Annotated in this window: 23 protein-coding genes; 9 read left to right on the top strand and 14 right to left on the bottom strand. The window is 68.9% G+C overall.

Features of this window, described 5'->3' with window-relative positions; genetic code table 11:
• The first annotated feature begins 119 nt into the window (after window positions 1-119).
• Together AC1MEY_RS07960 and AC1MEY_RS07955 are read left to right on the top strand one after the other, a co-directional pair.
• On the top strand, window positions 120-2,927 hold the full coding sequence (locus tag AC1MEY_RS07960) for an aconitate hydratase (protein ID WP_480231358.1): 2,808 nt from the start codon (window positions 120-122) through the stop codon (window positions 2,925-2,927).
• A gap of 33 nt (window positions 2,928-2,960) precedes the next feature.
• Window positions 2,961-3,524, top strand: coding sequence for a TetR/AcrR family transcriptional regulator (locus AC1MEY_RS07955; protein ID WP_480230134.1), 564 nt, complete (start codon window positions 2,961-2,963; stop codon window positions 3,522-3,524).
• Window positions 3,525-3,536: 12 nt separating this feature from the next.
• Here the strand turns inward: AC1MEY_RS07955 and AC1MEY_RS07950 are convergent, their stop codons facing one another.
• From AC1MEY_RS07950 to AC1MEY_RS07930, 5 genes are all read right to left on the bottom strand, one after another.
• A complete protein-coding gene (locus AC1MEY_RS07950) occupies window positions 3,537-3,725 on the bottom strand; it encodes a helix-turn-helix domain-containing protein (RefSeq protein ID WP_480230133.1) in 189 nt (62 codons plus the stop codon).
• 110 nt (window positions 3,726-3,835) lie between these two features.
• A complete protein-coding gene (locus AC1MEY_RS07945; protein WP_480230132.1) occupies window positions 3,836-5,464 on the bottom strand; it encodes an ABC-F family ATP-binding cassette domain-containing protein in 1,629 nt (542 codons plus the stop codon).
• 35 nt (window positions 5,465-5,499) lie between these two features.
• A complete protein-coding gene (locus AC1MEY_RS07940) occupies window positions 5,500-6,330 on the bottom strand; it encodes an enoyl-CoA hydratase (protein WP_480230131.1) in 831 nt (276 codons plus the stop codon).
• 36 nt (window positions 6,331-6,366) lie between these two features.
• On the bottom strand, window positions 6,367-6,732 hold the full coding sequence (trxA, locus tag AC1MEY_RS07935; RefSeq protein WP_480230130.1) for a thioredoxin: 366 nt from the start codon (window positions 6,730-6,732) through the stop codon (window positions 6,367-6,369).
• Between the two features lie 153 nt (window positions 6,733-6,885).
• Complete coding sequence (locus AC1MEY_RS07930) at window positions 6,886-7,542, bottom strand: hypothetical protein (RefSeq protein WP_480230129.1); 657 nt, start codon at window positions 7,540-7,542, stop codon at window positions 6,886-6,888.
• A 233-nt stretch (window positions 7,543-7,775) separates the two neighbouring features.
• On the opposite strand from AC1MEY_RS07930, the gene AC1MEY_RS07925 reads away from it, so the two are divergent.
• Window positions 7,776-9,218 carry an HNH endonuclease signature motif containing protein gene (locus AC1MEY_RS07925; RefSeq protein WP_480230128.1) on the top strand — a complete coding sequence of 481 codons (1,443 nt, stop codon included), beginning with the start codon at window positions 7,776-7,778 and terminating at the stop codon, window positions 9,216-9,218.
• A gap of 61 nt (window positions 9,219-9,279) precedes the next feature.
• Here the strand turns inward: AC1MEY_RS07925 and AC1MEY_RS07920 are convergent, their stop codons facing one another.
• The 7 genes from AC1MEY_RS07920 to AC1MEY_RS07890 are packed head-to-tail and all read right to left on the bottom strand — an operon-like array spanning window position 9,280 to window position 15,600.
• Window positions 9,280-9,654, bottom strand: a complete 375-nt coding sequence (locus AC1MEY_RS07920) for a metal-sulfur cluster assembly factor (protein ID WP_480230127.1) — start codon at window positions 9,652-9,654, stop codon at window positions 9,280-9,282.
• Complete coding sequence (gene sufU, locus AC1MEY_RS07915) at window positions 9,651-10,130, bottom strand: Fe-S cluster assembly sulfur transfer protein SufU (RefSeq protein WP_480230126.1); 480 nt, start codon at window positions 10,128-10,130, stop codon at window positions 9,651-9,653. The genes AC1MEY_RS07920 and sufU overlap by 4 nt, the downstream gene beginning before the upstream one ends.
• A 3-nt stretch (window positions 10,131-10,133) precedes the next feature.
• The gene (locus AC1MEY_RS07910; protein ID WP_480231357.1) at window positions 10,134-11,372 is read right to left on the bottom strand and encodes a cysteine desulfurase; all 1,239 of its coding nucleotides are present in this window, start codon (window positions 11,370-11,372) and stop codon (window positions 10,134-10,136) included.
• A gap of 25 nt (window positions 11,373-11,397) precedes the next feature.
• A complete protein-coding gene (gene sufC / locus AC1MEY_RS07905) occupies window positions 11,398-12,171 on the bottom strand; it encodes a Fe-S cluster assembly ATPase SufC (protein ID WP_480230125.1) in 774 nt (257 codons plus the stop codon).
• Entirely contained in the window at window positions 12,171-13,373 is a 1,203-nt protein-coding gene (gene sufD / locus AC1MEY_RS07900) for a Fe-S cluster assembly protein SufD (protein ID WP_480230124.1), read from the bottom strand. The genes sufC and sufD overlap by 1 nt, the downstream gene beginning before the upstream one ends.
• A complete protein-coding gene (sufB, locus tag AC1MEY_RS07895; protein WP_480230123.1) occupies window positions 13,373-14,806 on the bottom strand; it encodes a Fe-S cluster assembly protein SufB in 1,434 nt (477 codons plus the stop codon). Before sufB ends, sufD begins: the two co-directional genes overlap by 1 nt.
• The gene (locus tag AC1MEY_RS07890; RefSeq protein ID WP_480230122.1) at window positions 14,803-15,600 is read right to left on the bottom strand and encodes a helix-turn-helix transcriptional regulator; all 798 of its coding nucleotides are present in this window, start codon (window positions 15,598-15,600) and stop codon (window positions 14,803-14,805) included. Before AC1MEY_RS07890 ends, sufB begins: the two co-directional genes overlap by 4 nt.
• Before the next feature lie 110 nt (window positions 15,601-15,710).
• On the opposite strand from AC1MEY_RS07890, the gene mptB reads away from it, so the two are divergent.
• Genes mptB through AC1MEY_RS07870 form a run of 4 tightly spaced genes read left to right on the top strand, consistent with a single transcriptional unit; the run spans window position 15,711 to window position 20,141 of the window.
• Complete coding sequence (gene mptB, locus AC1MEY_RS07885; RefSeq protein ID WP_480230121.1) at window positions 15,711-17,396, top strand: polyprenol phosphomannose-dependent alpha 1,6 mannosyltransferase MptB; 1,686 nt, start codon at window positions 15,711-15,713, stop codon at window positions 17,394-17,396.
• Window positions 17,393-18,325: an ABC transporter ATP-binding protein gene (locus tag AC1MEY_RS07880; RefSeq protein WP_480230120.1), complete on the top strand. Its 933-nt coding sequence runs from the start codon at window positions 17,393-17,395 to the stop codon at window positions 18,323-18,325. The genes mptB and AC1MEY_RS07880 overlap by 4 nt, the downstream gene beginning before the upstream one ends.
• On the top strand, window positions 18,322-19,095 hold the full coding sequence (locus tag AC1MEY_RS07875; protein WP_480230119.1) for an ABC transporter permease: 774 nt from the start codon (window positions 18,322-18,324) through the stop codon (window positions 19,093-19,095). The genes AC1MEY_RS07880 and AC1MEY_RS07875 overlap by 4 nt, the downstream gene beginning before the upstream one ends.
• A gap of 56 nt (window positions 19,096-19,151) precedes the next feature.
• Window positions 19,152-20,141, top strand: a complete 990-nt coding sequence (locus AC1MEY_RS07870; RefSeq protein WP_480230118.1) for a COX15/CtaA family protein — start codon at window positions 19,152-19,154, stop codon at window positions 20,139-20,141.
• Here the strand turns inward: AC1MEY_RS07870 and AC1MEY_RS07865 are convergent.
• Window positions 20,058-20,996 carry an ATP-grasp domain-containing protein gene (locus AC1MEY_RS07865; RefSeq protein ID WP_480230117.1) on the bottom strand — a complete coding sequence of 313 codons (939 nt, stop codon included), beginning with the start codon at window positions 20,994-20,996 and terminating at the stop codon, window positions 20,058-20,060. The genes AC1MEY_RS07870 and AC1MEY_RS07865 overlap by 84 nt on opposite strands.
• An 18-nt stretch (window positions 20,997-21,014) precedes the next feature.
• Between AC1MEY_RS07865 and AC1MEY_RS07860 the strand changes: the two genes are divergently transcribed.
• A complete protein-coding gene (locus tag AC1MEY_RS07860) occupies window positions 21,015-21,989 on the top strand; it encodes a quinone oxidoreductase family protein (RefSeq protein ID WP_480230116.1) in 975 nt (324 codons plus the stop codon).
• Here AC1MEY_RS07860 and AC1MEY_RS07855 read toward each other — a convergent pair.
• A complete protein-coding gene (locus tag AC1MEY_RS07855; RefSeq protein ID WP_480230115.1) occupies window positions 21,986-22,780 on the bottom strand; it encodes a DUF2510 domain-containing protein in 795 nt (264 codons plus the stop codon). The genes AC1MEY_RS07860 and AC1MEY_RS07855 overlap by 4 nt on opposite strands.
• 271 nt (window positions 22,781-23,051) lie before the next feature.
• Between AC1MEY_RS07855 and AC1MEY_RS07850 the strand changes: the two genes are divergently transcribed.
• Window positions 23,052-23,720: a vWA domain-containing protein gene (locus AC1MEY_RS07850; RefSeq protein ID WP_480230114.1), complete on the top strand. Its 669-nt coding sequence runs from the start codon at window positions 23,052-23,054 to the stop codon at window positions 23,718-23,720.
• Window positions 23,721-23,748: the final 28 nt, after the last annotated feature.

Below are 23,748 nucleotides of genomic sequence, written 5' to 3'. Positions count from 1 at the left end.
TCGGGGACGAGACTGGACCCTGCCCTTGGAAGCTTAAAAGGACAAGCGTACTGTAGGAAATCGAAGCGCCGCCGACACAGCCCCGTCGCGGCGACGACTACACGGGAGTTACGGTGGCCTTGAACAATTCAGTTAATTCATTCTCCGCGCACGACACCTTGACGGTGGGCGGCGAGAGCTACGAGATCTACCGACTGGATGCGGTACCCGGTACCGAGAAGCTTCCGTACAGCCTCAAGGTGCTGGCCGAGAACCTGCTCCGCACCGAAGACGGCGCGAACATCACCAAGGAACACATCGAGGCCATCGCCGGCTGGGATCCCTCCGCCGACCCGAGCGTCGAGATCCAGTTCACCCCCGCGCGCGTGATCATGCAGGACTTCACCGGCGTGCCCTGCATCGTCGACCTCGCCACCATGCGCGAGGCCGTCGGCGACCTGGGCGGCGACCGACAGAAGGTCAACCCGCTGGCGCCTGCCGACCTGGTGATCGACCACTCCGTGATCGCCGACCTGTTCGGCACCGCCAACGCCTTCGAGCGCAACGTCGAGATCGAGTACGAGCGCAACGGCGAGCGCTACCAGTTCCTGCGCTGGGGACAGGGCGCCTTCGACGACTTCAAGGTCGTGCCCCCAGGCACCGGCATCGTCCACCAGGTCAACATCGAGTACCTGGCGAGCGTCGTGATGACCCGCGACGGCGTGGCGTACCCGGACACCTGCGTGGGCACCGACTCCCACACCACGATGGAGAACGGTCTCGGCGTACTCGGCTGGGGCGTCGGCGGCATCGAGGCCGAGGCCGCCATGCTGGGCCAGCCCGTGTCGATGCTGATCCCCCGCGTCGTCGGCTTCAAGCTCAGCGGCGAGCGTCGTCCCGGCGTCACCGCCACCGACGTCGTCCTCACCGTGACCGAGATGCTGCGCAAGCACGGCGTCGTCGGCAAGTTCGTCGAGTTCTACGGCGAAGGCGTCTCCGAGGTGCCGCTGGCCAACCGCGCCACCCTGGGCAACATGAGCCCCGAATTCGGTTCCACCGCAGCGACCTTCCCGATCGACGAGGTCACCATCGACTACCTGCGCATGACCGGGCGTGACGAGCAGCAGCTCGCGCTGGTCGAGGCGTACGCGAAGGCGCAGGGCATGTGGCACGACCCGAGCCGCGAGCCGGTGTTCTCCGAGTACCTCGAGCTGGACCTGTCCGACGTCGTGCCGTCGATCGCCGGACCCAAGCGTCCGCAGGACCGCATCGCGCTCGACGACGCCAAGTCGGCCTTCCGCAAGGACATCCACAACTACGTCACCAACGGCAACCCCGCGCCGGAGACCAAGCTCGACGAGGCCGTCGAGGAGACGTTCCCCGCCAGCGACCCCGCGACGCTGAGCTTCGCCGACGAGGGTTCGGTGCCGCTGCACTCAGCGGCGATCAACGCCGAGGGCCGGCCCACCAAGCCGGTCACGGTGCGCTCCGACGAGCGCGGCGAGTTCGTGCTCGATCACGGCGCCGTGGCGATCGCGGCGATCACGTCGTGCACCAACACCTCGAACCCCGAGGTGATGATGGGCGCGGCGCTGCTGGCCAAGAAGGCCGTCGAGAAGGGCCTCACCTCGAAGCCGTGGGTGAAGACCACGATGGCGCCGGGCTCGCAGGTGGTGACCGACTACTACGACAAGGCCGGCGTGTGGCCGTACCTGGAGAAGCTGGGCTTCTACCTGGTCGGTTACGGCTGCACCACGTGCATCGGCAACAGCGGGCCGCTCTCCGACGAGATCTCGGCCGCGATCAACGAGAACGATTTGTCGGTCACCGCGGTGCTGTCCGGCAACCGCAACTTCGAGGGCCGCATCAACCCGGACGTCAAGATGAACTACCTGGCGTCCCCGCCGCTCGTCATCGCCTACGCGCTGGCCGGCACGATGGACTTCGACTTCGAGAGCGACGCGCTGGGCACCGACGAGCAGGGCAACGAGGTGTTCCTCAAGGACATCTGGCCCACGCAGCAGGAGATCACCGACACGATCGCGGCGTCGATCAACCAGGAGATGTTCCGCAAGAACTACGCGGACGTGTTCAAGGGCGACGACCGCTGGCGCAACCTGCCCACCCCGAGTGGCGACACGTTCGAGTGGGATCCCAAGTCGACCTACGTGCGCAAGCCCCCGTACTTCGACGGGATGCCGGCCGAACCGCAGCCGGTCACCGACATCAGCGGCGCTCGCGTGCTGGCGCTGCTCGGCGACTCGGTCACCACCGACCACATCTCGCCGGCGGGCAACATCAAGGCGGGCACCCCGGCCGCGCAGTACCTCGACGGCCACGGTGTCGACAAGGCGGACTACAACTCCTACGGGTCGCGGCGTGGCAACCACGAGGTGATGATCCGCGGCACGTTCGCGAACATCCGGCTCAAGAACCAGCTGCTCGACGACGTGTCCGGGGGCTACACGCGCGACTTCACCAAGGACGACGCCCCGCAGGCGTTCATCTACGACGCGGCGCAGAGCTACGCCGCCCAGGGCACTCCCCTGGTCGTGCTGGGCGGCAAGGAGTACGGCTCGGGCTCGTCGCGTGACTGGGCGGCCAAGGGCACGTCGCTCCTCGGCGTCCGCGCGGTCATCACCGAGTCGTTCGAGCGCATCCACCGGTCGAACCTGATCGGCATGGGCGTCATCCCGCTGCAGTTCCCCGCGGGCGAGTCGGCGGCGTCGCTGAAGCTCGACGGGACCGAGACGTTCGACATCTCGGGCATCGAGAAGCTCAACGAGGGCACGACCCCCAAGACGGTGCACGTCACCGCGACCAAGACCGGTGGCGACACGGTCGAGTTCGACGCGGTCGTGCGCATCGACACCCCCGGCGAGGCGGACTACTACCGCAACGGCGGCATCCTGCAGTACGTGCTGCGGAACATGCTGAAGGCGAAGTAACGACGGAATCGGAAGAGTAGACAAGGCAATTCATTGCCCCGGGTGACCGACGACCATCTCGCGGCACGTCGCCGTCAGATTCTCGACGGTGCCAGGACGTGCTTCGCGGAGTACGGCTACGACAAGGCGACCGTGCGGCGGCTCGAACAGACGATCGGGCTGTCGCGCGGCGCCATCTTCCACCACTTCAAGGACAAGGACACCTTGTTCTTCGAGTTGGCGCACGAGGACGCCGAGCGGATGGCCGACGTGGCCGCCCGCGAGGGTCTGGTGCAGGTGATGCGCGACATGCTCGCCGCGCCAGAGCAATTCGACTGGCTGGCCACGCGCCTGGAGATTGCGCGCAAACTGCGCAACGATCCGGTGTTCAACCAGGGATGGGCCGAGCGGTCGGCGGAGTTGTCGGCGGCCACCGCCGAGCGGTTGGCCATGCAGAAGGAGGCCGGGCGACTACGCGACGACGTGCCGAGCGAGGTGCTACAGACCTACCTGGATCTGGTGCTCGACGGGCTAGTGGCGCGTCTGGCCTCGGGCGATGACACGGCACGCCTCGGCGCGGTGCTGGACCTCGTCGAGGCGTCCGTCCGTCAGCGCTGACGCACGCGCGGACTAGCCGCGGGTGCGGTGATTCGGGCCGCCACGGCTGCGCATGGTCGTGCCCGACTCGCGGAGCATGGCGTGGATGGAGCCGTAGGACCTGCCGGTGCTGGCCACCAGGGAACGGATGCTCGCACCCTTCTCGTACTCGCTGCGGAGTTCGCCGAGCAGTTGATCGCGCGGCTTGCTTCCATCTCTCATCGTTACCTCCAAGGCGCTCATTGCCTCATAGGTACCCGGGGGCATGGGGCCTCAATCCCCCGTCGGCGAAACGAAGTTTGCGGGAAATCGTCGACCCGCACCCGCTCCGATCAGGCCAATTCGATGAGTTCGCGGTACTCGTCGGACCAGAAGTCCTCCGTGCCGTCGGGCAACAGCACCACGCGCTGGGGCTCGAGCGCCTGCGCCGCGCCCGGGTCGTGCGTCACGAGGACGACGGCGCCGACGTAGCTGCGAAGTGCGTCGAGGACCTGCTCGCGGGACGCCGGGTCCAGGTTGTTGGTGGGCTCGTCGAGCAGCAGCACGTTGGCGGTCGACGCCACCAGGCCGGCCAGCGCCAGACGGGTCTTCTCGCCGCCGGACAGCGTGCCGGCCGGCTGCTCGAGCTGCGGTCCGCTGAACATGAACGCACCGAGCAGGCTCCGCAGCTCCAGCTCGCCGGTGTCGGGCGCGGCGTGGCGGATGTTCTCCCACACCGACGCCAACCCGTCGATCGTGTCGTGCTCCTGCGCGAAGTAGCCGAGCTTGAGGCCGTGGCCGGGCTCGATGACACCGCCGTCGGCCTTCTCGGCGCCCGCGAGGATGCGGAGCAGCGTGGTCTTGCCCGCGCCGTTCAACCCCAGCACGACGACGCGGGAGCCCTTGTCGATCGCCAGGTCCACGCCGGTGAAGATCTCCAGCGAGCCGTAGGTCTTGGTCAGGCCCTTCGCCACCAACGGCGTGCGACCGCACACCGCGGGGGTGGGGAACCTGATCTTCGCGACCCGGTCGGCCACCCGCTCGTCGTCGAGTTCGGCGATCATGCGCTCCGCGCGGCGCAGCATGTTCTGTGCGGCAACGGCTTTGGTGGCCTTGGCGCCCATCTTGGCGGCCTGGGTACGCAGCGCACCCGCCTTCTTCTCGGCGTTGGCACGTTCGCGGCGCCGGCGCTGCTCGTCGGTCGCGCGGGCGTCGAGGTACTTCTGCCACCCCATGTTGTAGACGTCCGCCTCGCCGCGCACCGCGTCCAGGAACCACACGCGGTTCACGACGTCGGCGAGCAGGTCCACGTCGTGGCTGATCACCACGAGGCCGCCGGTGTGGCTCTGCAGGAAGGTCCGCAGCCACCCGATCGAGTCGGCGTCGAGGTGGTTGGTGGGCTCGTCGAGCAGCAGCGTGGTGTCCGATCCCGACCCGGTGTCCGACGCCGCGAACAGGATCCGCGACAGTTCGACGCGGCGTCGCTGCCCGCCGGACAGGGTGCGCAGCGGCTGGGTCAGGATGCGCTCGGGCAGTCCGAGGCTCGCGCAGATGCGACCGGCTTCGCTCTCCGCGGCGTACCCGCCGAGGGATGCGAAGCGCTCCTCGAGTTCGCCGTACCGGCGGACGGCCTTGTCGCGAGCGGCGTCGTCGGCGACCTCGGCCATGATCGTCTGCTGCTTCTCGAGGTCCGACAGCAGCGTGTCCAGGCCGCGCGCGGACAGCACGCGATCGCGCGCCAGCATGTCGAGGTCGCCCTCGCGGGGATCCTGCGGCAGGTAGCCGATCTCACCGGTGCGGTCGATCTTGCCGGCGTAGGGTTCGCCCTCGCCCGCGAGGATGCGCATGGTGGTGGTCTTGCCTGCGCCGTTGCGGCCGACGAGGCCGATGCGGTCGCCGGGTTGGATGCGCAGTGCCGGGCCCTCGATGGACAGCAGCGTGCGCGCGCCGGCGCGGACCTCCAGGTCCGTTGCGGTGATCACGCTGCTCGTCCTGCCCTTCTGTTGCGTACGTTCGGTTACTTGTCGTCGGTGAAGACGGCGGGTCGTTTCTCGGCGCGCGCAGCGACCGCTTCCTCGAAGTTGGCGGTGAGTAGGCGCACGTAGAGTTGACCCAGGCCTTCGGCCTGCATGTGACCTTCCAGGCTACCGGCGTCCAGTCCACTCCAGAGCGTCCGCTTGGTCAACTCGATCCCCGGTCGCGAGAACGCCGCGACGCGGTCGGCGACGTCGTAACAAGCCGTCAGCAGGTCCTCGTCGGCCACGGTCCGGGACACCAGTCCGATGCGTTCCGCCTCGTCGGAGTCGACGTCCCGGCCGGTCAGCATCACCTCGAACGCCCGGGAGGTGCCGATCGCGCGTGGTAGCAGGTAGGACAGGCCGAGTTCACTGGCCGTGAGGCCGTTGTTGATGCCCGCCGCGCGGAAGTACGCCGCCCGTCCGGCGATGCGGATGTCGCACGCCAGGGCGAGGCACAGCCCTCCCCCGATGGCGGCGCCGTTGACCGCCGCGATCACCGGCTGGTGCAGCCTGCGTATGGCGAGGATCACGTCGTCGAGCAACTCCATGGAGCGCAACGCGAACGTCGGGCGGGTCAGTCCGTCGACGTGCGGCACCGCGCCGGCCGACTTGTGGTCGGCGCCCGAGGAGAAGCCGCGTCCCGCGCCGGTCAGTACCACCGCACGCACGGAGTTGTCGTGCGTGACCTCGTCGAGCGCCGCCTTGAGCGGGAGCATGACGTCGAACGCCATGGAGTTCATCCGCTCGGGACGGTTCAGCGTGATCACCGCGACGTGCGGTCGCGGACGGTCGAGCAGGACCAACGGCGGCGTGTCACTCACAGGCTGCACGCTATCGCGTGCGGCGCCGCCAACCGGCGACGTCGATCAGGACGGTTCGGAGGCCGAGTCCGCGGCGACGGCCGCCTCGACGTCGAACTCCTTGATCTTGGCGATCACGTTGTCGAGTTCCTTGGCGGGCAGCATGCCCGAGTGCCGGAACACCATGTGGCCCTTCTTGAAGGCCATCAGGGTCGGGATCGCCTGGATCTCGGCGGCCTGGGCGAGCCCCGGCTCGGCCTCGGTGTCGACCTTGGCGTGGACCACGTCGGGATGCTTGTCCGACGACGCGGTGAACGTGGGTGCGAAGGCCTTGCACGGCCCGCACCACTCCGCCCAGAAGTCGACCAACACGATCTCGTTGTCGGTGATGGTCTCGTTGAACTTGGCTGCGGTGATGTCTTGCGTGCTCACACTGTTCCTAACGTCGTCGTCAACTGCGTTGTTCCTGGCCGTCGCCTGATGAAGGGCCTACGAGCCCCATACCCACTGCGCGGCTCGTCCCCACCTCAACGCGGCGCCGGTGTCCCCGATTCCGTGTCGCTCATCGGGATCGTCGGGGTCGGGTCAGAGCCCCGTGAGTCGTGACGCGCCGTGGGCGAGGAACGCCGCGACGTCGGCCGCCAGCTCGTCGACGCCGTGCCCGAGGTCGAGCGGACGGGCGGCGCCGAACGGGGCGTTCCAGAACCCACCCGGGTCGCTCGCGGTCGACGGGTTCGATGGCGCGACGTAGGCGTACGGCATGGGATGGAAGTCGTCGCCCGCGCAGACGCCGTAGGTGGCCTCGTCCGTGCTGCACGCGACGTCGAAGTGCTCGGGCCACAGCACCGGGTGACCGTCGGGCAGCACCTGCGTGAGCGCGAAGCCGCCCGCGTACAGGCTGCGATGGAGTACCTCGGCGGCGGCGGGATCGATCGACAGCACGGTGTCGATCGGCATCGGGTCCACGACGTCGTAGAGGCCGACCGGTGGGCCGTAGTCGACGCCGGCGGCCGCGGCGATGGCCTCGACGGGGCCGGTGAGGGCAGCGCTGCCGTCCTGCCAGGCGAAGTCGGCGCCGTGCACCGCCAGGGTCAGCGCCGTGCCCGCGAAGCCGTCGGGACGCACGGCCAGCCGGATGGTTCCCGCGGCGCGGTGCTGCGGCCCCGCGATGAGACTCTCGGCGATGCCGCGCAACTGGCGGCGGGTCGAGACGTACGCGGCGACCTGGTCGGCGTCCGGCATGGCGGGATCCCTTTCGTCGGCGGAGGTGGCTCCCGGGTGACGCACTCGACGCTACGGGGTGCGGATCTCGGCCGGCTGTGGTGTGGGCGTCGGGCTTGGTGGCCTACCACCGAGGTCTGACATCTCGCGTTGTGAATCGTGTTGTGCGGACGGGTTGTCCACAGTCAGCGGTTCATCCCCAGATCAGGCTGTGCGGGCCCCGGTGGGCTGTCGTGGCGGGCAGAATAGAACACGTGTTCGATGAATGGAACGGTATGGGCGACGCCGCACTGCTGGCCGCCATGACCGCAGACCTGCGCGCCGAGAGGATGGCATCAGCGCGGCGGATGATCGCCGCGGGCACCCTCGGGTTGCGCCGCGACCCCGGCCCCGACGCCACCACCGCCCTGTGGACCGTCGACGACCTCGACGTCACCATCGCCGAAGTCTCCGCCGCCCTCGGCATCAGCCGCCACCGCGCCCGCACCGACATGACCCTCGGCACCTGCCTCATCCAACGGTTGCCGGGTTTGGCGGCGGTGTTCCTCGCCGGCGACGTCGACCGCCGCGTCATCGCCACCATCGACGACCGCACCCTCCTCATCCAAGACCCGAAGGTGCTCGCCGCGATCGACGCCCGCATCGCCGCCGCCGCACCCCACTGGAACCACCTCTCGGAGCAGAAGCTCACCGAAATCCTCGACTGGCTCGTCACCGACCTCGACGCCGACGCCCAACGCCTCACCCGCCAGCGTCGCGACGACCACCACGTCACCATCCACCCCGACCAACACGGCACCTCAGATCTCACCGGGCGGGTTTCCGCCGAGATCGGCACCTACTTCGACCAACGCCTCACCGCCGTCGCCACCACCGTCTGTCCGGCCGATCCCCGCAGCCTCGACCGCCGCCGCACCGACGCCATCACCGCCCTCTGCGACGGCCTCACCCACCTCGACTGCCAGTGCGGCACCGACACCTGCACCGCCACCGGCCCGGGAGGCGATGGTGTCGGGAACGGGCGCGGGAATGGTGGGCATCAGATCGTCATCCACGTCCTCGCCAACCAGGCCACCCTCGACGGGACCACCGACACCCCCGCCTACCTCCCCGGCCACGGACCCCTGCCCGCCGACCACACCCGCGACCTCGCCACCTCCCCCCACACCAAGGTGCGTCCCGTCCCGACGTCCGACGACCTCGTCGTCGAACCCGGTTACCGGCCCTCCCGCGGGCTGGCCGACTTCCTGCTCTGCCGCGACCTCACCTGCCGCTGGCCCGGCTGCTCCCACCCCGCTGAACGTTGCGACGACGACCACACCATCCCCTGGCCCTACGGGCCGACCCACCCGTCGAACAACAAGAAGTTCTGCCGCCACCACCACCTGATGAAGACCTTCTGGGTCGGCCCCGGCGGGTGGAGCGACACTCAACACCCCGACGGCACGATCACGTTCACCAGCCCCACCGGACTGATCTACACCACCACCCCACTCGGCGCGACACTCTTCCCCCATCTCGCCGCCTCCACCGGCACCCCACCGATCACCACCCCGCCACCGGAGAACCCCCGCGACCTCAAGGGCCTGCGCATGCCCAAACGCCCCCGCACCCGAGCGCAAGAACACCAACGCCGCATCACCACCGAACGCGACGCCAACATCGCCCACCGACTCGCCAACCCACCACCCTTCTAACCCTCCACAACGCGACATACCGCGCAACGAAACTCGTTGCGCGGTATGTGGCGTGCGAAAGCTAGACGGTGAAGCCGAGGGCGCGCAGCTGCTCGCGACCGTCCTCGGTGATCTTGTCCGGGCCCCACGGCGGGTTCCACACCCAGTTGATCTTGATGTCCTTGACGAGGCCGGTGCCGACGAGCGCGGTCCGCGACTGGTCCTCGATGACGTCGGTCAGGGGACACGCGGCCGAGGTCAGCGTCATGTCGATGAGCGCCACCTTGCCGGCGTCGGCCTGCTCGACGTTCAGGCCGTAGACCAGCCCGAGGTCGACGACGTTAATGCCGAGTTCGGGGTCGACGACATCGCGCATCGCCTCCTCGAGGTCTGCCATGAACTCGTCGTCGGGTGCGGCCGAACCCGTGTCCGGGCCTGCCTGCGTGGTGTCGCTCATCGTCGTTCCTCCGAATCGTCGGTCATTTCGTCGCCGAACGGCTTGGCCTCCGCCAGCGCAGCCTTGAACGCCATCCACCCCAGCAGCGCGCACTTCACCCGCGCCGGGTACTTGGCCACGCCTGCGAAGGCGATGCCGTCGCCGATCACGTCCTCGTCACCCTCGACGTTGCCACGCGAGGAGATCATCTCGGTGAACGCGTCGACGGTCTTCAGCGCCGCGCCGACGCTCTGCCCGATCACCTGGTCGGTGAGGACCGACGTGGACGCCTGGCTGATCGAGCAGCCCTGTCCGTCGTAGGACACGTCGGTAACCGTCTCGCCGTCGTCGGACAGCGCGACGCGCAGCGTCACCTCGTCGCCGCAGGTCGGGTTGACGTGCTGCACCTCGGCGCCGAACGGCTCGCGCAGCCCGCGATGGTGCGGGTGCTTGTAGTGGTCCAGGATCACTTCCTGGTACATCTGCTCGAGGCGCATGGGTCAGTCCCTGCCGAAGAACTCGATGGACCGCCGGACCCCGGCGACCAGCCGGTCGACCTCGTCCAACGTGTTGTACACCGCGAACGATGCCCGCGCGGTCGCGGCGACGCCGAACCTACGATGTAGCGGCCACGCGCAGTGATGTCCGACCCGGACGGCGACGCCGTCGTCGTCGAGCACCTGGCCCACGTCGTGGGCGTGCACGCCGTCCACCACGAAGCTGACGGGCGACCCGCGCAGCTCGGTGGTCAGCGGGCCGACGATCCGCACGCCGTCGACGTCCGACAGCCCCGCGAGCGCCGCGGCCACCAGGTCGCGCTCGTGCTCGTGGACGGCCGCCATGCCGATGCGCTCCAGATAGCGTGCGGCAGCCCCCAATCCGACCACCTGCGACGTCATGGGGGTGCCGGCCTCGAAGCGCTGCGGTGCGGGCGCATAGGTGGTGGCCTCCATGGTCACCGTCTCGATCATCGACCCGCCCGTCAGGAACGGCGGCAGCGCGTTCAGCAGTGCACGCCGCCCGTAGAGGACGCCGATGCCGGTGGGCCCCAGCATCTTGTGGCCGGAGAACGCGGCGAAGTCGACGTCGAGGGCGTGGAAGTCCACGGCCTGGTGCGGCACCGACTGGCAGGCGTCCAGGACCGTCAGCGCACCGACGGCCTTGGCGCGCAAGACGATCTCGGCGACCGGCGCGATCGCACCCGTGACGTTCGAGTGGTGGCTGAACGCCACGACCTTCACGTTCTCGTCGAGATCGAGCGAGTCCAGGTCGATGCGGCCGTCGTCAGTGACGCCGTACCAGCGCAGCGTGGCGCCGGTCCGTCGCGCCAGCTCCTGCCAGGGCACCAGGTTGGCGTGATGCTCGAGTTCGGTGACCACGATGACGTCACCGGGTCCGACGGCACCGTCGAACCGCTTGTCCCCCAGCGCATACGACACCAGGTTGATGGCCTCGGTGGCGTTCTTGGTGAACACCAGCTCGTCGGAGTCGGCACCCACGAACCGGGCGATGTCCTCGCGCCCCTGCTCGTAGGCGTCGGTCGACTCCTCCATCAGCTGGTGCGCACCGCGGTGCACCGCGCCGTTGGAGGTGGTCAGGAACTCCCGCTCGGCGTCCAGCACCGCGAGCGGCTTCTGCGACGTGGCACCGGAATCCAGGTAGGCCAGCTGATGGCCGCCCCGCATGACGCGCTGCAGAATCGGAAAGTCCGCTCGGATACCGGCCAGGTCGAGGCCCAGATCCGAGGTCCGTGCGGCCGTCACGTCAGGCTCCCGAGGCCGCAGCCTGGGTGAAGCGCTCGTAGCCGTTCTCCTCGAGTTCGTCGGCCAGCTCGGGTCCACCCGAAGTGACGATGCGGCCGTCGAAGAACACGTGCACGAACTGCGGACGGATGTAGCGCAGGATCCGGGTGTAGTGCGTGATCAGCAGGACGCCGGCGTTCTCGGACTCGGCGTAGCGGTTCACACCCTCGCTGACGATGCGCAGGGCGTCGACGTCGAGGCCCGAGTCGGTCTCGTCGAGGATCGCGATCTTCGGCTTGAGCAGGCCCAGCTGCAGGATCTCGTGGCGCTTCTTCTCGCCGCCGGAGAATCCCTCGTTGACGCTGCGCTCGCTGAACGCCGGGTCGATGTCGAGGTCGCTCATCGCACCCTTGACCTCCTTGACCCAGTGCCGCAGCTTCGGCGCCTCGCCGCGGACCGCCGTGGCGGCCGTGCGCAGGAAGTTCGACATCGACACGCCGGGCACCTCGACGGGGTACTGCATCGCGAGGAACAGGCCGGCGCGGGCCCGCTCGTCGATGCTCATGGCGAGGACGTCCTCACCGTCGAGCGTGATGGAACCGGAGGTGACGGTGTACTTGGGATGGCCGGCGATCGCGTAGGACAGCGTCGACTTGCCGGATCCGTTGGGCCCCATGACCGCGTGGGTCTCCCCCGACTTCACGGTGAGGTCGACACCCTTGAGGATCTCGATGTCGTCGCCACCCTCGGCGGAGACGACGGAGGCGTGCAGGTCCTTGACTTCGAGTGTGGTCATCAGCTGTTTCTCGCTTCGGTGATCGCTAGTTCTCGTTCGATGGCTTCGGTCAGGCGCTCGCGCACCGCGGGCACGGCGATCTTGGCGATGATCTCGCCGAAGAAGCCGCGCACCACCAGACGACGCGCCTGGGCCTCGGGGATGCCCCGGGCCCGGAGGTAGAACAGTTGCTCGTCGTCGAAACGCCCCGTGGCACTGGCGTGTCCGGCGCCGACGATCTCGCCGGTCTCGATCTCGAGGTTGGGCACCGAGTCGGCGCGCGCCCCGTCGGTGAGGACCAGGTTGCGGTTGGCCTCGTAGGTGTCGGTGCCCGTCGCCTCGGCGCGGATGAGCACGTCGCCCACCCACACGGTGTGGGCGTCGGGGAGATCGGAGTCCGGATCGCCCTGCAGCGCACCCTTGTAGAGCACGTCGGACTTGCAGTTCGGCTGCGAGTGGTCGACCAGCAGCCGCGACTCGAAGTGCTGGCCGTCGTCGGCGAAGTACGTGCCGAGCAGCTTGGCGTCGCCGCCGGGCCCGGTGTACCGCACGGTCGCCGACGTGCGCACGACGTTGCCGCCGAGGGTCACGTTGACGTGGCCCAGGACCGCGTCCCGGCCGAGCTTGGCGTGGTGCGCGCTGACGTGCACCGCGTCGTCGGCCCAGTCGGCGATCCAGATGACGCCGAGGCCGGCCGCGTCGCCGACGATGATCTCGACGTTGTCGGCGTAGGTGCCGCTGCCGCGGAGGTCGACGACGACGATCGCGCGGGCCATCTCCTCGAGGCGGATCTGCAGGTGGCCGTACGCCACCTCGCCCGCACCCGGACCGTTGACGACGATCTCGATGGGCTCGGCGACCTCGACCTCGCGTCCGACGGTCACGATGGTGGCCGCCTCGAACGACGAGAACGCCTGCGCCGCAACGCGGTCGGCGGGAACGCCGCCCTGGCCGAGGCGTTCGTCGCCGCGGCGGACCGACTCGATGGTGACGCCGGGCCGCTCGGTGACCTCGATGAGTGCCGAGCCCGTCGCGGGTGCGGACCCGTCGTGCAGGCCGCGGAGCCGCTTGAGCGGCGTGAAGCGCCACAGTTCGTCGCGGCCGCCGGGCACCTCGAACGCGTCGACGTCGAACGACGAGAACGCGTCGCCCTTGTTGGCGCCGGCCAGTGCGGAGCCGGGCTTGGCGGTCCCCTCGACCGCCGCTGTCAGATCCTGGGTCACTATCCGACGGCCCCTTCCATCTGCAGCTCGATGAGCCGGTTCAGCTCGAGCGCGTACTCCATCGGGAGTTCCTTGGCGATGGGCTCGACGAAGCCGCGCACCACCATGGCCATGGCCTCGTCCTCGGTCATGCCGCGGCTCATCAGGTAGAAGAGCTGGTCCGCGCTGACCTTGGAGACCGTGGCCTCGTGACCCATCGTCACGTCGTCCTCGCGGATGTCGACGTAGGGGTAGGTGTCACTGCGGCTGATCGAATCGACCAGCAGCGCATCGCACTTCACGCTCGACTTGGAGCCGTACGCGCCCTTGTTGACCTGGACCAGGCCGCGGTAGGAGGCCCGGCCGCCGCCGCGCGCGACGGACTTGGACACGATGTTGCTCGACGTGTTGGGTGCCAGGTGCAGCATCTTGGCGCCGGTGTCCTGGTGCTGGCCCTCGCCGGCGAACGCCACCGAGAGCACCTCGCCCTTGGCGTGCTCGCCGGTCATCCACACGGCCGGGTACTTCATGGTGACCTTGGAGCCGATGTTGCCGTCGACCCACTCCATGGTGGCGCCGGCCTCGGCGCGCGCCCGCTTGGTCACCAGGTTGTAGACGTTGTTCGACCAGTTCTGGATGGTCGTGTAGCGGCAGCGGCCGCCCGGCTTGACGATGATCTCGACGACCGCGGAGTGCAGCGAGTCGCTCTTGTAGATCGGCGCGGTGCAGCCCTCGACGTAGTGCACGTAGGCGTCCTCGTCGACGATGATCAGCGTGCGCTCGAACTGGCCCATGTTCTCGGTGTTGATCCGGAAGTAGGCCTGCAGCGGGATGTCGACGTGCACGCCCTTGGGGACGTAGATGAACGAGCCGCCCGACCACACCGCGGTGTTCAGCGCGGAGAACTTGTTGTCGCCGGCCGGGATCACCGTGCCGAAGTACTCCCTGAACAGCTCGGGGTGCTGCTTCAGCGCGGAGTCGGTGTCCAGGAAGATGACGCCCTGGGCCTCGAGGTCCTCGCGGATCGAGTGGTAGACCACCTCGGACTCGTACTGGGCGGCGACGCCCGACACCAGACGCTGCTTCTCCGCCTCGGGGATGCCGAGCCGGTCATAGGTGTTCTTGATGTCGGCGGGCAGGTCGTCCCACGTGGCGGCCTGCTTCTCACTGGAGCGCACGAAGTACTTGATGTTGTCGAAGAAGATGCCGTCGAGGTCGGAACCCCAGTTGGGCATCGGCTTCTTGCCGAAGGTGCGCAGCGCCTTGAGGCGCATGTCGAGCATCCACTCGGGCTCGCTCTTCTTGGCCGAGATGTCGCGGACGACGGCCTCGGACAGGCCGCGCTGTGCGCTGGCGCCGGCGACGTCGGAGTCCGACCAGCCGTAGCCGTAGGTGCCCAGCGACGCGATGGCCTCGTCCTGGGTCAGCTGTGGTGCCTCGGGGGTGGTCGTCATGTCGACGCTCCTTGCTGATTAGTGGCTGCTTGTCGATCGGATACTGCTTGTCGATCGGTTTTCGGGTCGTGCGGGTGCTGCTCGTTCGGGGCCACGGGGACGTGGGTGGTGCACGCGCAGTCGCCGTTGACGATGGTCGCGAGCCTCTGGACGTGCGTGCCCAGAATCTCGGCGAAGGCCTCGCGCTCGGCGTTGCACAGTTCCGGGAACTCCTCGGCGACGTGCGACACCGGGCAGTGGTGCTGGCAGATCTGCACCCCGCCGATCGGGCCGGGGACCGGCGCGGTGGTGGTGGCGTACCCGGCGTTGGTCAGTGCCGTGGCCACGCGGTCGGCGGCGTGGGCGACGTCCTCGCCCGCGGCCTCGTCGATCTCGCCGACGCCCGCCAGGATGGTGTCGATGCGTCGCCGGGCGAAGGTGCGGACGGCGTCGTCGCCGCCGATCTCGCGCAGCTGCCGCATCGCGGCCGCGGCCAGGTCGTCGTAGGTGTGGTCGAGCTTGTTGCGGCCCGCGGCGGTCAGGCGGAAGCGCTTGGCGGGCCGGCCCCGGCCGGTGTGCTGCCAGCTGGCGGCAGCGGTCGACTCGGCGTCGCCCGCATCGATCAGCGCGTCGAGGTGGCGACGGACGCCGGCGGCCGAGATGCCGAGGCGGGCCCCGATCTGGACGGCCGTCGTGGGACCCTCGAGGAGCAGCTGGACGATCGCGCTGCGGGTGTGGCCGTCTCCCGAGGGCAGCGTCGCGGGCGCGACGGCGACGCCGCCGTCCACGCTCGCACCCTTGGTTCCGAATTCCACAACACCATTGTGTCGGAATTCGAACAGGCGGTCTAGCAAGGTCAGCCTTAGTGCCCCGTCTGAACAATCACACCGGCCGGCGGGAATAACCCGCCCGTTATTGTGCTCTGATGGCCGCCCGCCTGCAGCAGCTCAGTTCGGCCGTCGCCAGGTGGCACGCCGACGAGGTGACGGTCGGGTCCCCGCTCATCGCCTCCGAGGTCGCATCGATGCGGCGCACCCGGGTGTTCGGCGCGACGGGCACGGTCCTGATGGCGATCGGCGCCCTCGGTGCGGGCGCGCGCCCGGTGGTGCAGGACCCGACGTTCGGGGTGCGGCTGCTGAACCTGCCGTCGCGGATCGCCACGGTCTCGCTGACCATGACCACCACCGGTGCGGTGATCATGGCCCTGGCCTGGCTGATGCTGGGCCGATTCGCCCTCGGCCCGCGCCGGATGTCACGCGCCCAGCTGGACCGGACGGTCATCCTGTGGGCGCTCCCGCTGCTGATCGCCCCGCCGATGTACAGCAAGGACGTCTACTCCTACCTCGCGCAGAGCCAGATCGCCCGCAACGGGCTCGACCCGTACGTCGTGGGCCCTGCGCCGGGCCTCGGCCTGGATCACGTCTTCACCCTGTCGGTGCCCAGCCTGTGGCGCGATACGCCAGCGCCCTACGGACCCCTCTTCCTCTGGATCGGGCGCGGCATCTCCGAGATCACGGGCGACAACATCGTGGAGGCCGTGCTGCTGCACCGGCTGGTGGTGCTGGTCGGCGTCGGCCTCATCGTGTGGGCGACGCCACGTCTGGCACTGCGCTGCGGCGTCGCCGAGGTCAGCGCGCTCTGGCTCGGGCCGTGCAACCCGCTGCTGTTCATGCACCTCGTCGCAGGCATCCACAACGAGGCCCTGATGCTCGGCCTGATGCTCGCGGGCACGGAGTTCGCGCTGCGCGGGATCGACGCCGCCAAGCCCCTGCTGCCGAAGCCGCTGCACCTGCCACGGAGCCGCCGCGAGTGGGTGCGCTGGACGCCGATGGCCATGCTGCTGCTCGGCACCATCCTGATCGCGCTGTCCTCGCAGGTGAAGCTGCCGTCGCTGCTGGCCGTCGGGTTCGTCGCGATGGCGCTCGCGTGCCGGTGGGGTGGCACCGTCAAGGCCTTCTTCGTCGCCGGCTTCTCGCTGGCGGCGGTGTCGGTGGCCGTCATGGCGCTGGTCGGGTGGGCCAGCGGACTCGGCTTCGGCTGGCTGTTCACCCTCGGCACCGCCAACGTCGTGCGGTCCTGGATGTCGCCGCCCACCCTCATCGCGCTGGGCACCGGCCAGGTCGGGATCCTGCTCGGCCTGGGCGACCACACCACCGCCGTCCTGGGCCTCACCCGCGCGATCGGTGTGATCATCATCGCAATACTGGTGACGTGGCTGCTGTTCGCCGTCCTGCGCGGCCGGTTGAATCCGGTCGGCGGCCTCGGCGTCGCGCTCGGCGCCACCGTCCTGCTCTTCCCCGTGGTGCAGCCGTGGTACCTGCTGTGGGCGATCATCCCGCTCGCGACGTGGGCCACGCGGCCCGGATTCCGCGGCACCACGATCGTGCTGTCGCTGGTCGTGGGCATTTTCGGGCCGACGGCCAACGGCGACCGATTCGCGCTGTTCCAGATCATCGACGCGACGCTGGCGAGCGCGCTCATCGTGGCGCTGCTGATCGTCCTCACCTACCGGCGGCTGCCGTGGCGTCCCGCTCCCGAGGCGGCCGCCGCGGCCCACGAACCTCCCCCACCACCGGTCACGCGACCGGACGCCTACGCTGAATCTCCGTGACCTCCGGTTCCGCTGCCCCCGTGCTGCTGCGCGGCGTGACGAAGCGGTACGGCTCGACCCTCGCGGTCGACGGACTCGACCTCGACGTGCAGCAGTCCGAGGTGTTCGCCCTGCTCGGCCCCAACGGCGCCGGCAAGACCACCACCATCGAGATGTGCGAGGGCTTCCTCAAGCCCGACTCCGGCAGCATCGCGATCCTCGGCCTCGACCCCGTCGCCGACAACGCGAAGCTCCGTGAGCGCATGGGCGTCATGCTGCAGGGCGGCGGCGGCTATCCGGCAGCGCGCGCGGGCGAGATGCTGCGCCTGGTCGCCGCGTACTCGGCGAACCCGCTCGACCCGGACTGGCTGATGGACGTGCTGGGGCTCACCGAGGCGGCGCGCACCACCTACCGCCGGCTGTCGGGTGGACAGCAGCAGCGGCTGGCGCTGGCCTGCGCCGTCGTCGGCAGGCCCGAGCTGGTGTTCCTGGACGAGCCGACCGCGGGCATGGACGCGCACGCCCGGATCGTCGTGTGGGACCTCATCGACGGCCTGCGCCGCGACGGCGTCACGATCGTGCTGACCACCCATCAGCTGACCGAGGCCGAACAGCTCGCGGACCGGCTGATGATCATCGATCACGGTGTCCCGGTCGCCATCGGGACACCGTCGGAACTCATGCAGCGCGGCGCCGAGAACCAGCTCCGGTTCTCCGCACCGCCGAAACTCGACCTGGCGCTGTTGATCACGGCGCTGCCGGAGAACTACCGCGCCGTCGAGGTGACGCCCGGCGAATACCTCGTCGAGGGCCACGTCGACCCGCAGGTCCTGGCCACGGTGACCGGCTGGTGCGCGCGTCTCGACGTGCTCGCGACCGGCATGCGGGTGGAGCAGCGCAGCCTGGAGGACGTGTTCCTCGAGTTGACCGGACGGGAGCTGCGGCCGTGACGAACCGATTCGAGCCCGGCACGTTCGCGCCCGACCCGCGGCCCGCGACGGTCCCGGCGATGCTGACCGCCCAGTACGGGCTCGAGCTGAAGCTCCTGCTGCGCAACGGCGAGCAGCTGCTGCTGACGATGTTCATCCCGATCACGCTGCTGATCGGCCTGACACTGCTGCCGTTCGGCGACTTCGGACCCGACCGCGCGGCGACGTTCGTACCGGCGATCATGGCCCTGGCCGTCATCTCCACCGCATTCACCGGGCAGGCCATCGCGGTGGCCTTCGACCGGCGCTACGGCGCCCTCAAGCGGCTCGGCGCCACCGCGCTGCCGGTGTGGGGGATCATCGCGGGCAAGTCGCTCGCCGTAGTGACGGTGGTGTTCCTGCAGTCGATGCTGTTGGGCGCCATCGGCGTTGCGCTCGGCTGGCGGCCGGCGCTGGCCGGGCTGGCTCTGGGCGGGGTGATCATCGCGCTGGGCACCGCCGCGTTCACCGCGCTGGGCCTGCTGCTCGGTGGCACGCTGCGGGCCGAGATCGTGCTGGCCCTGGCGAACCTGCTGTGGTTCGTCTTCGCCGGGCTGGGCGCCCTCACGCTCGAGGGCGGCATCGTGTCGGGCTGGTTGAGCTGGGTCGCGCGGCTCACGCCGTCGGGTGCGCTCACCGAGGCCTTGAGCCAGGCGCTCGCGCAGTCCGTGTCGGCGGTGGACGTCCTGGTGCTGGTGGTGTGGGGCGTGGTCGCGGCACTGTGCGCGCTGCGCTGGTTCCGCTTCACCTGACCGGCCGGGACCGCCCCTACTACGGCCTGTAGTTACATCTGCTCTACGATCGGAGCGTGCTCGTCGGACGCGTGTTCAGAAGGTGCGTCGACGTGCTGCCACTACCCAGCCTGCGGGTGCAGCGCCTGATCGCCCTGGCGGTCGTGATCACCCAGGGCGGCATCGCCGTCACCGGCTCGATCGTCCGCGTCACCGCCTCCGGACTCGGCTGCCCTACCTGGCCGCAGTGCTTCCCGGGCAGCTTCGTCCCGGTGCCGCACGCCGAGGTGCCGGGCATCCACCAGGCCGTCGAGTTCGGCAACCGCCTGCTGACGTTCCTGGTGGTGCTGACCGCGGCCCTGGCGGTGCTCGCGGTCGTCCGCGCGCGCCGTCGCCGCGAGGTGCTCGTCTACGCCTGGCTGATGCCGGCGTCGACGGTCCTGCAGGCCGTCATCGGCGGCATCACCGTCCTGACCGGTCTGCTGTGGTGGACGGTCGCCATCCACCTGCTGGTGTCCATGCTGATGGTGTGGCTCGCGGTGGTGCTCTACGCCAAGATCGGCGAACCCGACGACGGCGTCCCCCAGCGTCTGGTCCCGAAGCCGCTGCGGCAGTTGACCATGCTGAGCGGTATGGCGCTGTCGGTGGTGCTGGTGACGGGCACGATGGTGACCGGCGCCGGGCCGCACGCGGGCGACAAGAGCATCGAGTCGCCCGTCCCGCGACTGGGCCTCGACATCGTCACGCTGGTGTACCGGCACTCGGCGCTCGTCACCGCGTACCTGTGCCTGCTGATCGGTCTGGGCTTCGCGCTGCTGGCGGTGAAGGCGCCTCGCCCGGTCACGATCCGGCTCGTCGTGCTGGTGGTCCTGGTCTGCATGCAGGGCATGGTCGGGACGGTGCAGTTCTTCACCGGCGTGCCGGCGGTCCTGGTCGCCGTCCACGTGGCCGGCGCCGCGATCTGCACCGCCGCGACGGCAGCGCTATGGGCGTCGATGCGACAGCGGACCGAGGCCGAACCGGTCGAGAGCCGACTCGACGGCGAGCGCGAACTCTCGCTGCCGTAGCCCACGGCTCTCGTCGTCGAGCTGCCGCCACCCCAGCGACGGCTCGACGAGTTCCAGCTCCAGCAGGTGCGGATCCACCGCGTCGCCGATCACGTCGACCCGCGCGTACAGGAAGTCCGACGGCGAGCAGCCCAGCCGGTCGGCCGCCGCACGCAGGGCCGCGTGGCCGACGTCCCACAGTTCGAAGTCCGGGTCCGCGGGCCGCAGCTGCTCCTCGGCGTAGGTTCCCGACTCGTCCATCGCCGCGCTGCTGCCGGGCGCGGGTAGCAGCGGGCCCTTGGTGAAGGCGTGGGACTGCGCGCCACCGAGGAACACCAGGGCCGTCTCGCCGGCCTCGATGCGGGGATCGTAGGGCTGCATGAGCACCGTGCGGCCCGCGTCGTGCAGTGCGGCGGCGTGCGCGCGTGCCGAGGCGGCGTCGGTGAACCGTTGCGCGCCGACCGATCCCGCACCGACGGCTGGCTTGACCACGACCTCGCCGGACGGCACCGCGACGGCGTCGCCCGGTGCGAAGAATTCGCTGGGCACCGTGGGCACGCCCGCCGCGGCGAGGTCGTCGAGGTAGCGCTTGTCGCTGTTCCACGCCACCACGTCCGGCGCGTTGAGGAGGTGGGGCACCCGTCGGGTCCAGTCGAGGAACTCGCCGAGCCGCTCGGTGTAGTCCCACGTGGCCCGGAGGATCACCAGGTCCGCCCGCTCGGTCTCGGGGTCGTCCCAGGCGAGCCACCGGGCGTGCATCCCGCGCGCCCGGAGCGCGCCGACGAGGCCGGCGTCGTCACCGTCGCCCTCCACGAGAGCGCTGCAACCTGCCAGAACGACGGAGGGGTGGCGAACGTCGGGCCGAGCGAGTTTCACGCCTGCATGATAGGTGGCATGTACGCCATCGAAGTCGCCGAAACCGGCGGGCCCGAAGTTCTCACCTACGTCGAGAGGGCCACGCCCTCCCCCGGGCCGGGCCAGGTCCTGATCAAGGCCGACGCCATCGGCGTCAACTTCATCGACACCTACTTCCGGTCCGGCCAGTATCCGCGGGAACTCCCGTTCGTCGTGGGCACCGAGGTGTGCGGCACGGTCGCCGAGGTCGGCGAGGACGTTGCGGCCCTGTCCGTGGGCGACCGCGTCGTCACCGCTCAGGCCGTCGGCGCCTACGCCGAGTACTGCCTGGCCGCCGCCGACTTCGTCGCCTACGTGCCCGACGCGGTCCCCGCGGAGGTCGCCGCGTCGTCACTGCTGAAGGGCATGACGGCGCACTACCTGATCAAGTCCGTCTACCCCGTGCAGCAGGGCGACGTCGTCCTGGTGCACGCCGGCGCGGGCGGTGTCGGGCTGATCCTCACCCAGTGGGCCACCAGCATGGCGGTGAAGGTCATCACGACCGTGTCGACGCCGGCCAAGGCGGAGCTGTCGCGGCAGGCCGGCGCCATCGAGGTGCTGGACTACCCGGAGGATCCCTCGGACTTCGGCGCGAAGGTGCGCGACCTCACCGGCGGCGTGGGCGTCGCGGCGGTGTACGACGGCGTCGGCGCCTCGACGTTCGAGGCCAGTCTCGCCAGCCTGGCGATCCGCGGCACGCTCGCGCTGTTCGGCGCGGCCAGCGGCCCGGTCCCGCCGTTCGACCCGCAGCGCCTCAACGCCGCGGGATCGATCTTCCTGACCCGGCCCACCCTGGCGCACTACACCTACACGGCCGACGAATTCTCCTGGCGGGCGGGCGAACTGCTCGACGCGATCGCGACCGGCACGCTCGACGTGACGGTCAGCGAGCAGTACCCGCTCGCGGAGGCCGCACGGGCGCACGCCGACCTGCAGGGCCGCAAGACCGTCGGCTCCGTGGTGCTGGTGCCTTAAGGCCGGCGTTGCTCGTAGATGAAAGCCGCGACGCCCGTCACCAGCACTAGGACCGACAGCGCAATCGAGGCAATCAGGCCGAGCCCCTGAGCAAAGTCAATCCCAGGAAACACCGGCGGGTCGCCGAACGCGCCTCGCAGGTCTGTTGCATAACTTATGCAAACGATCACGACGATCCCGCTCAGAGCGGCCGCAACTACGTCCGAGAGTTTCCGGTTCAATGCGAAGTAGTGACTCGCTCCAAGCGCAATCAGAACTACACCCAGGACCAAACCGATCCAACCCGGGCTGTTCGTCTTGTGCTGGGCCAGCTCCGTTAAATCCATCGCCACGTCTGAGGTCCGACCTGTGAACGAAGGCGATCCAATACCGGGATACTCAAGCGAGAAAGAAAAGACGCTGTCAGCGTCGCTGACGCGGGCCCAGACGGCGAATGCGGAAGCCACCAGACCAAGCCCACTCAAAGCGAAGATCAGTGCAACGACTTCGTCAACCCCAAACGTGGAGCGGCGGCCAATCACCTGCTGCGGCGCGTCAGGTGGGATTTGGGAACCAGCAATCGGGCCGCCAGCGGAATACGCCGGGTACGTGGCAGCCGATGGCCCTGGATACGGCAGAGGGTCGGGAGGCGCGACCGGAAAATAGGTTGCTGGCGGCGGTTCTGGCGCCTGTGACGAGAACGTCGATTGCTTCCGCCGCCGGTTAGGAGACCATGCCTGGCCATCCCACCAGCGCTCGGCCCTCTGGTCGTCGGGATCGTCGTACCACCCAGGTCCGATTGGCGTCGACATGGCCACCCCTCCCCCGCTTCATACTAACTAGATGCGCACACATTAACCCGACCGCCGGGACCAGAATGCGGTTAACGAGTGTTCACAGCAACGTCGGATCGACGCGTATCGCGGAGATTGATGATCAATCGTCCTCGCAACGGCGCTAGTTCGCGATGCGAGGGTTCAGACAGCAATCTCGACCATGGGTGCTACGGTTGCGGTAGATCCGGACGCAACATCGATTCCGAACAGATTCGGCGTTCTCCGCGAGCAGGGGTGGGGGGTATTCATGGTGGAACCGCAGGGGAAAGTCCTGTTGATCTACTTCGTGGCGGACGAGTCCGGTTCGATGGCTCGCAACATCGGCGAACTCAACGACGGTCTTATTTCGCTTCATGACGCGCTGCAAAGAGAGTCGTTTGCCGCCGCGAAGGTCAGGTTGTCCGTCATAGGCTTCTCAAACGACGCATTCACGTATCTGGATGCGGCTGACTTGCGCCAACTGCCGTCGATGCCGGTGTTATCTGCACAGGGTCTCACTTCCTACCGGTCGGCATTCGACGAGTTGTACGTCAGAATTTCGACAGACGTACCAACCCTCAAAGCGCAGGGCTTCAGCGTTCTGCGTCCCGCCGTCTTCTTTCTGACGGACGGGTTACCGAACGAACGGGAGGACTGGCGCGCAGCGCAGGCTCGTCTCCGTTCGCACCCGACCGCTCCGAACATTCTTGCCTTCGGCATCGGTGAGGCCGATCCGGCCGTGGTCAACGAACTCGCCACGAAGCCTGAGTTCGCGCTGGTCGCGGCGCACGGCAGAGACACGGCGGCCGCCGTATCCGACTTCATCATCTCGCTCACTCAGTCCGTCATCAGCTCCGGTCGGAACGTAGCCGCGGGCACGGCGGAATTGCAGTTCGAGAGACCCGCGGGCTTCTCGCTCGCGGTCGACATGATTTAAGGCACCCCACTCTTGGCCAAATTTTGGC

The sequence above is a fragment of the Mycobacterium sp. PTI7 genome (assembly GCF_056679845.1).
The sequence above is the reverse complement of the archived record's forward strand: the minus strand, read 5'-3'. Positions and strand labels throughout refer to the sequence as shown.

What these genes read in the sequence shown, in the direction of transcription:
- AC1MEY_RS07950 (WP_480230133.1), bottom strand. Translation starts at nt 3,725, where the DNA reads ATGAGAGATGGAAGCAAGCCGCGCGATCAACTGCTCGGCGAACTCCGC.
- AC1MEY_RS07930 (WP_480230129.1), bottom strand. Translation starts at nt 7,542, where the DNA reads ATGCCGGACGCCGACCAGGTCGCCGCGTACGTCTCGACCCGCCGCCAG.
- AC1MEY_RS07920 (WP_480230127.1), bottom strand. Translation starts at nt 9,654, where the DNA reads ATGAGCGACACCACGCAGGCAGGCCCGGACACGGGTTCGGCCGCACCC.
- sufU (WP_480230126.1), bottom strand. Translation starts at nt 10,130, where the DNA reads ATGCGCCTCGAGCAGATGTACCAGGAAGTGATCCTGGACCACTACAAG.
- sufC (WP_480230125.1), bottom strand. Translation starts at nt 12,171, where the DNA reads ATGACCACACTCGAAGTCAAGGACCTGCACGCCTCCGTCGTCTCCGCC.
- sufB (WP_480230123.1), bottom strand. Translation starts at nt 14,806, where the DNA reads ATGACGACCACCCCCGAGGCACCACAGCTGACCCAGGACGAGGCCATC.
- mptB (WP_480230121.1), top strand. Translation starts at nt 15,711, where the DNA reads ATGGCCGCCCGCCTGCAGCAGCTCAGTTCGGCCGTCGCCAGGTGGCAC.
- AC1MEY_RS07860 (WP_480230116.1), top strand. Translation starts at nt 21,015, where the DNA reads ATGTACGCCATCGAAGTCGCCGAAACCGGCGGGCCCGAAGTTCTCACC.
- AC1MEY_RS07855 (WP_480230115.1), bottom strand. Translation starts at nt 22,780, where the DNA reads ATGTCGACGCCAATCGGACCTGGGTGGTACGACGATCCCGACGACCAG.
- AC1MEY_RS07850 (WP_480230114.1), top strand. Translation starts at nt 23,052, where the DNA reads ATGGTGGAACCGCAGGGGAAAGTCCTGTTGATCTACTTCGTGGCGGAC.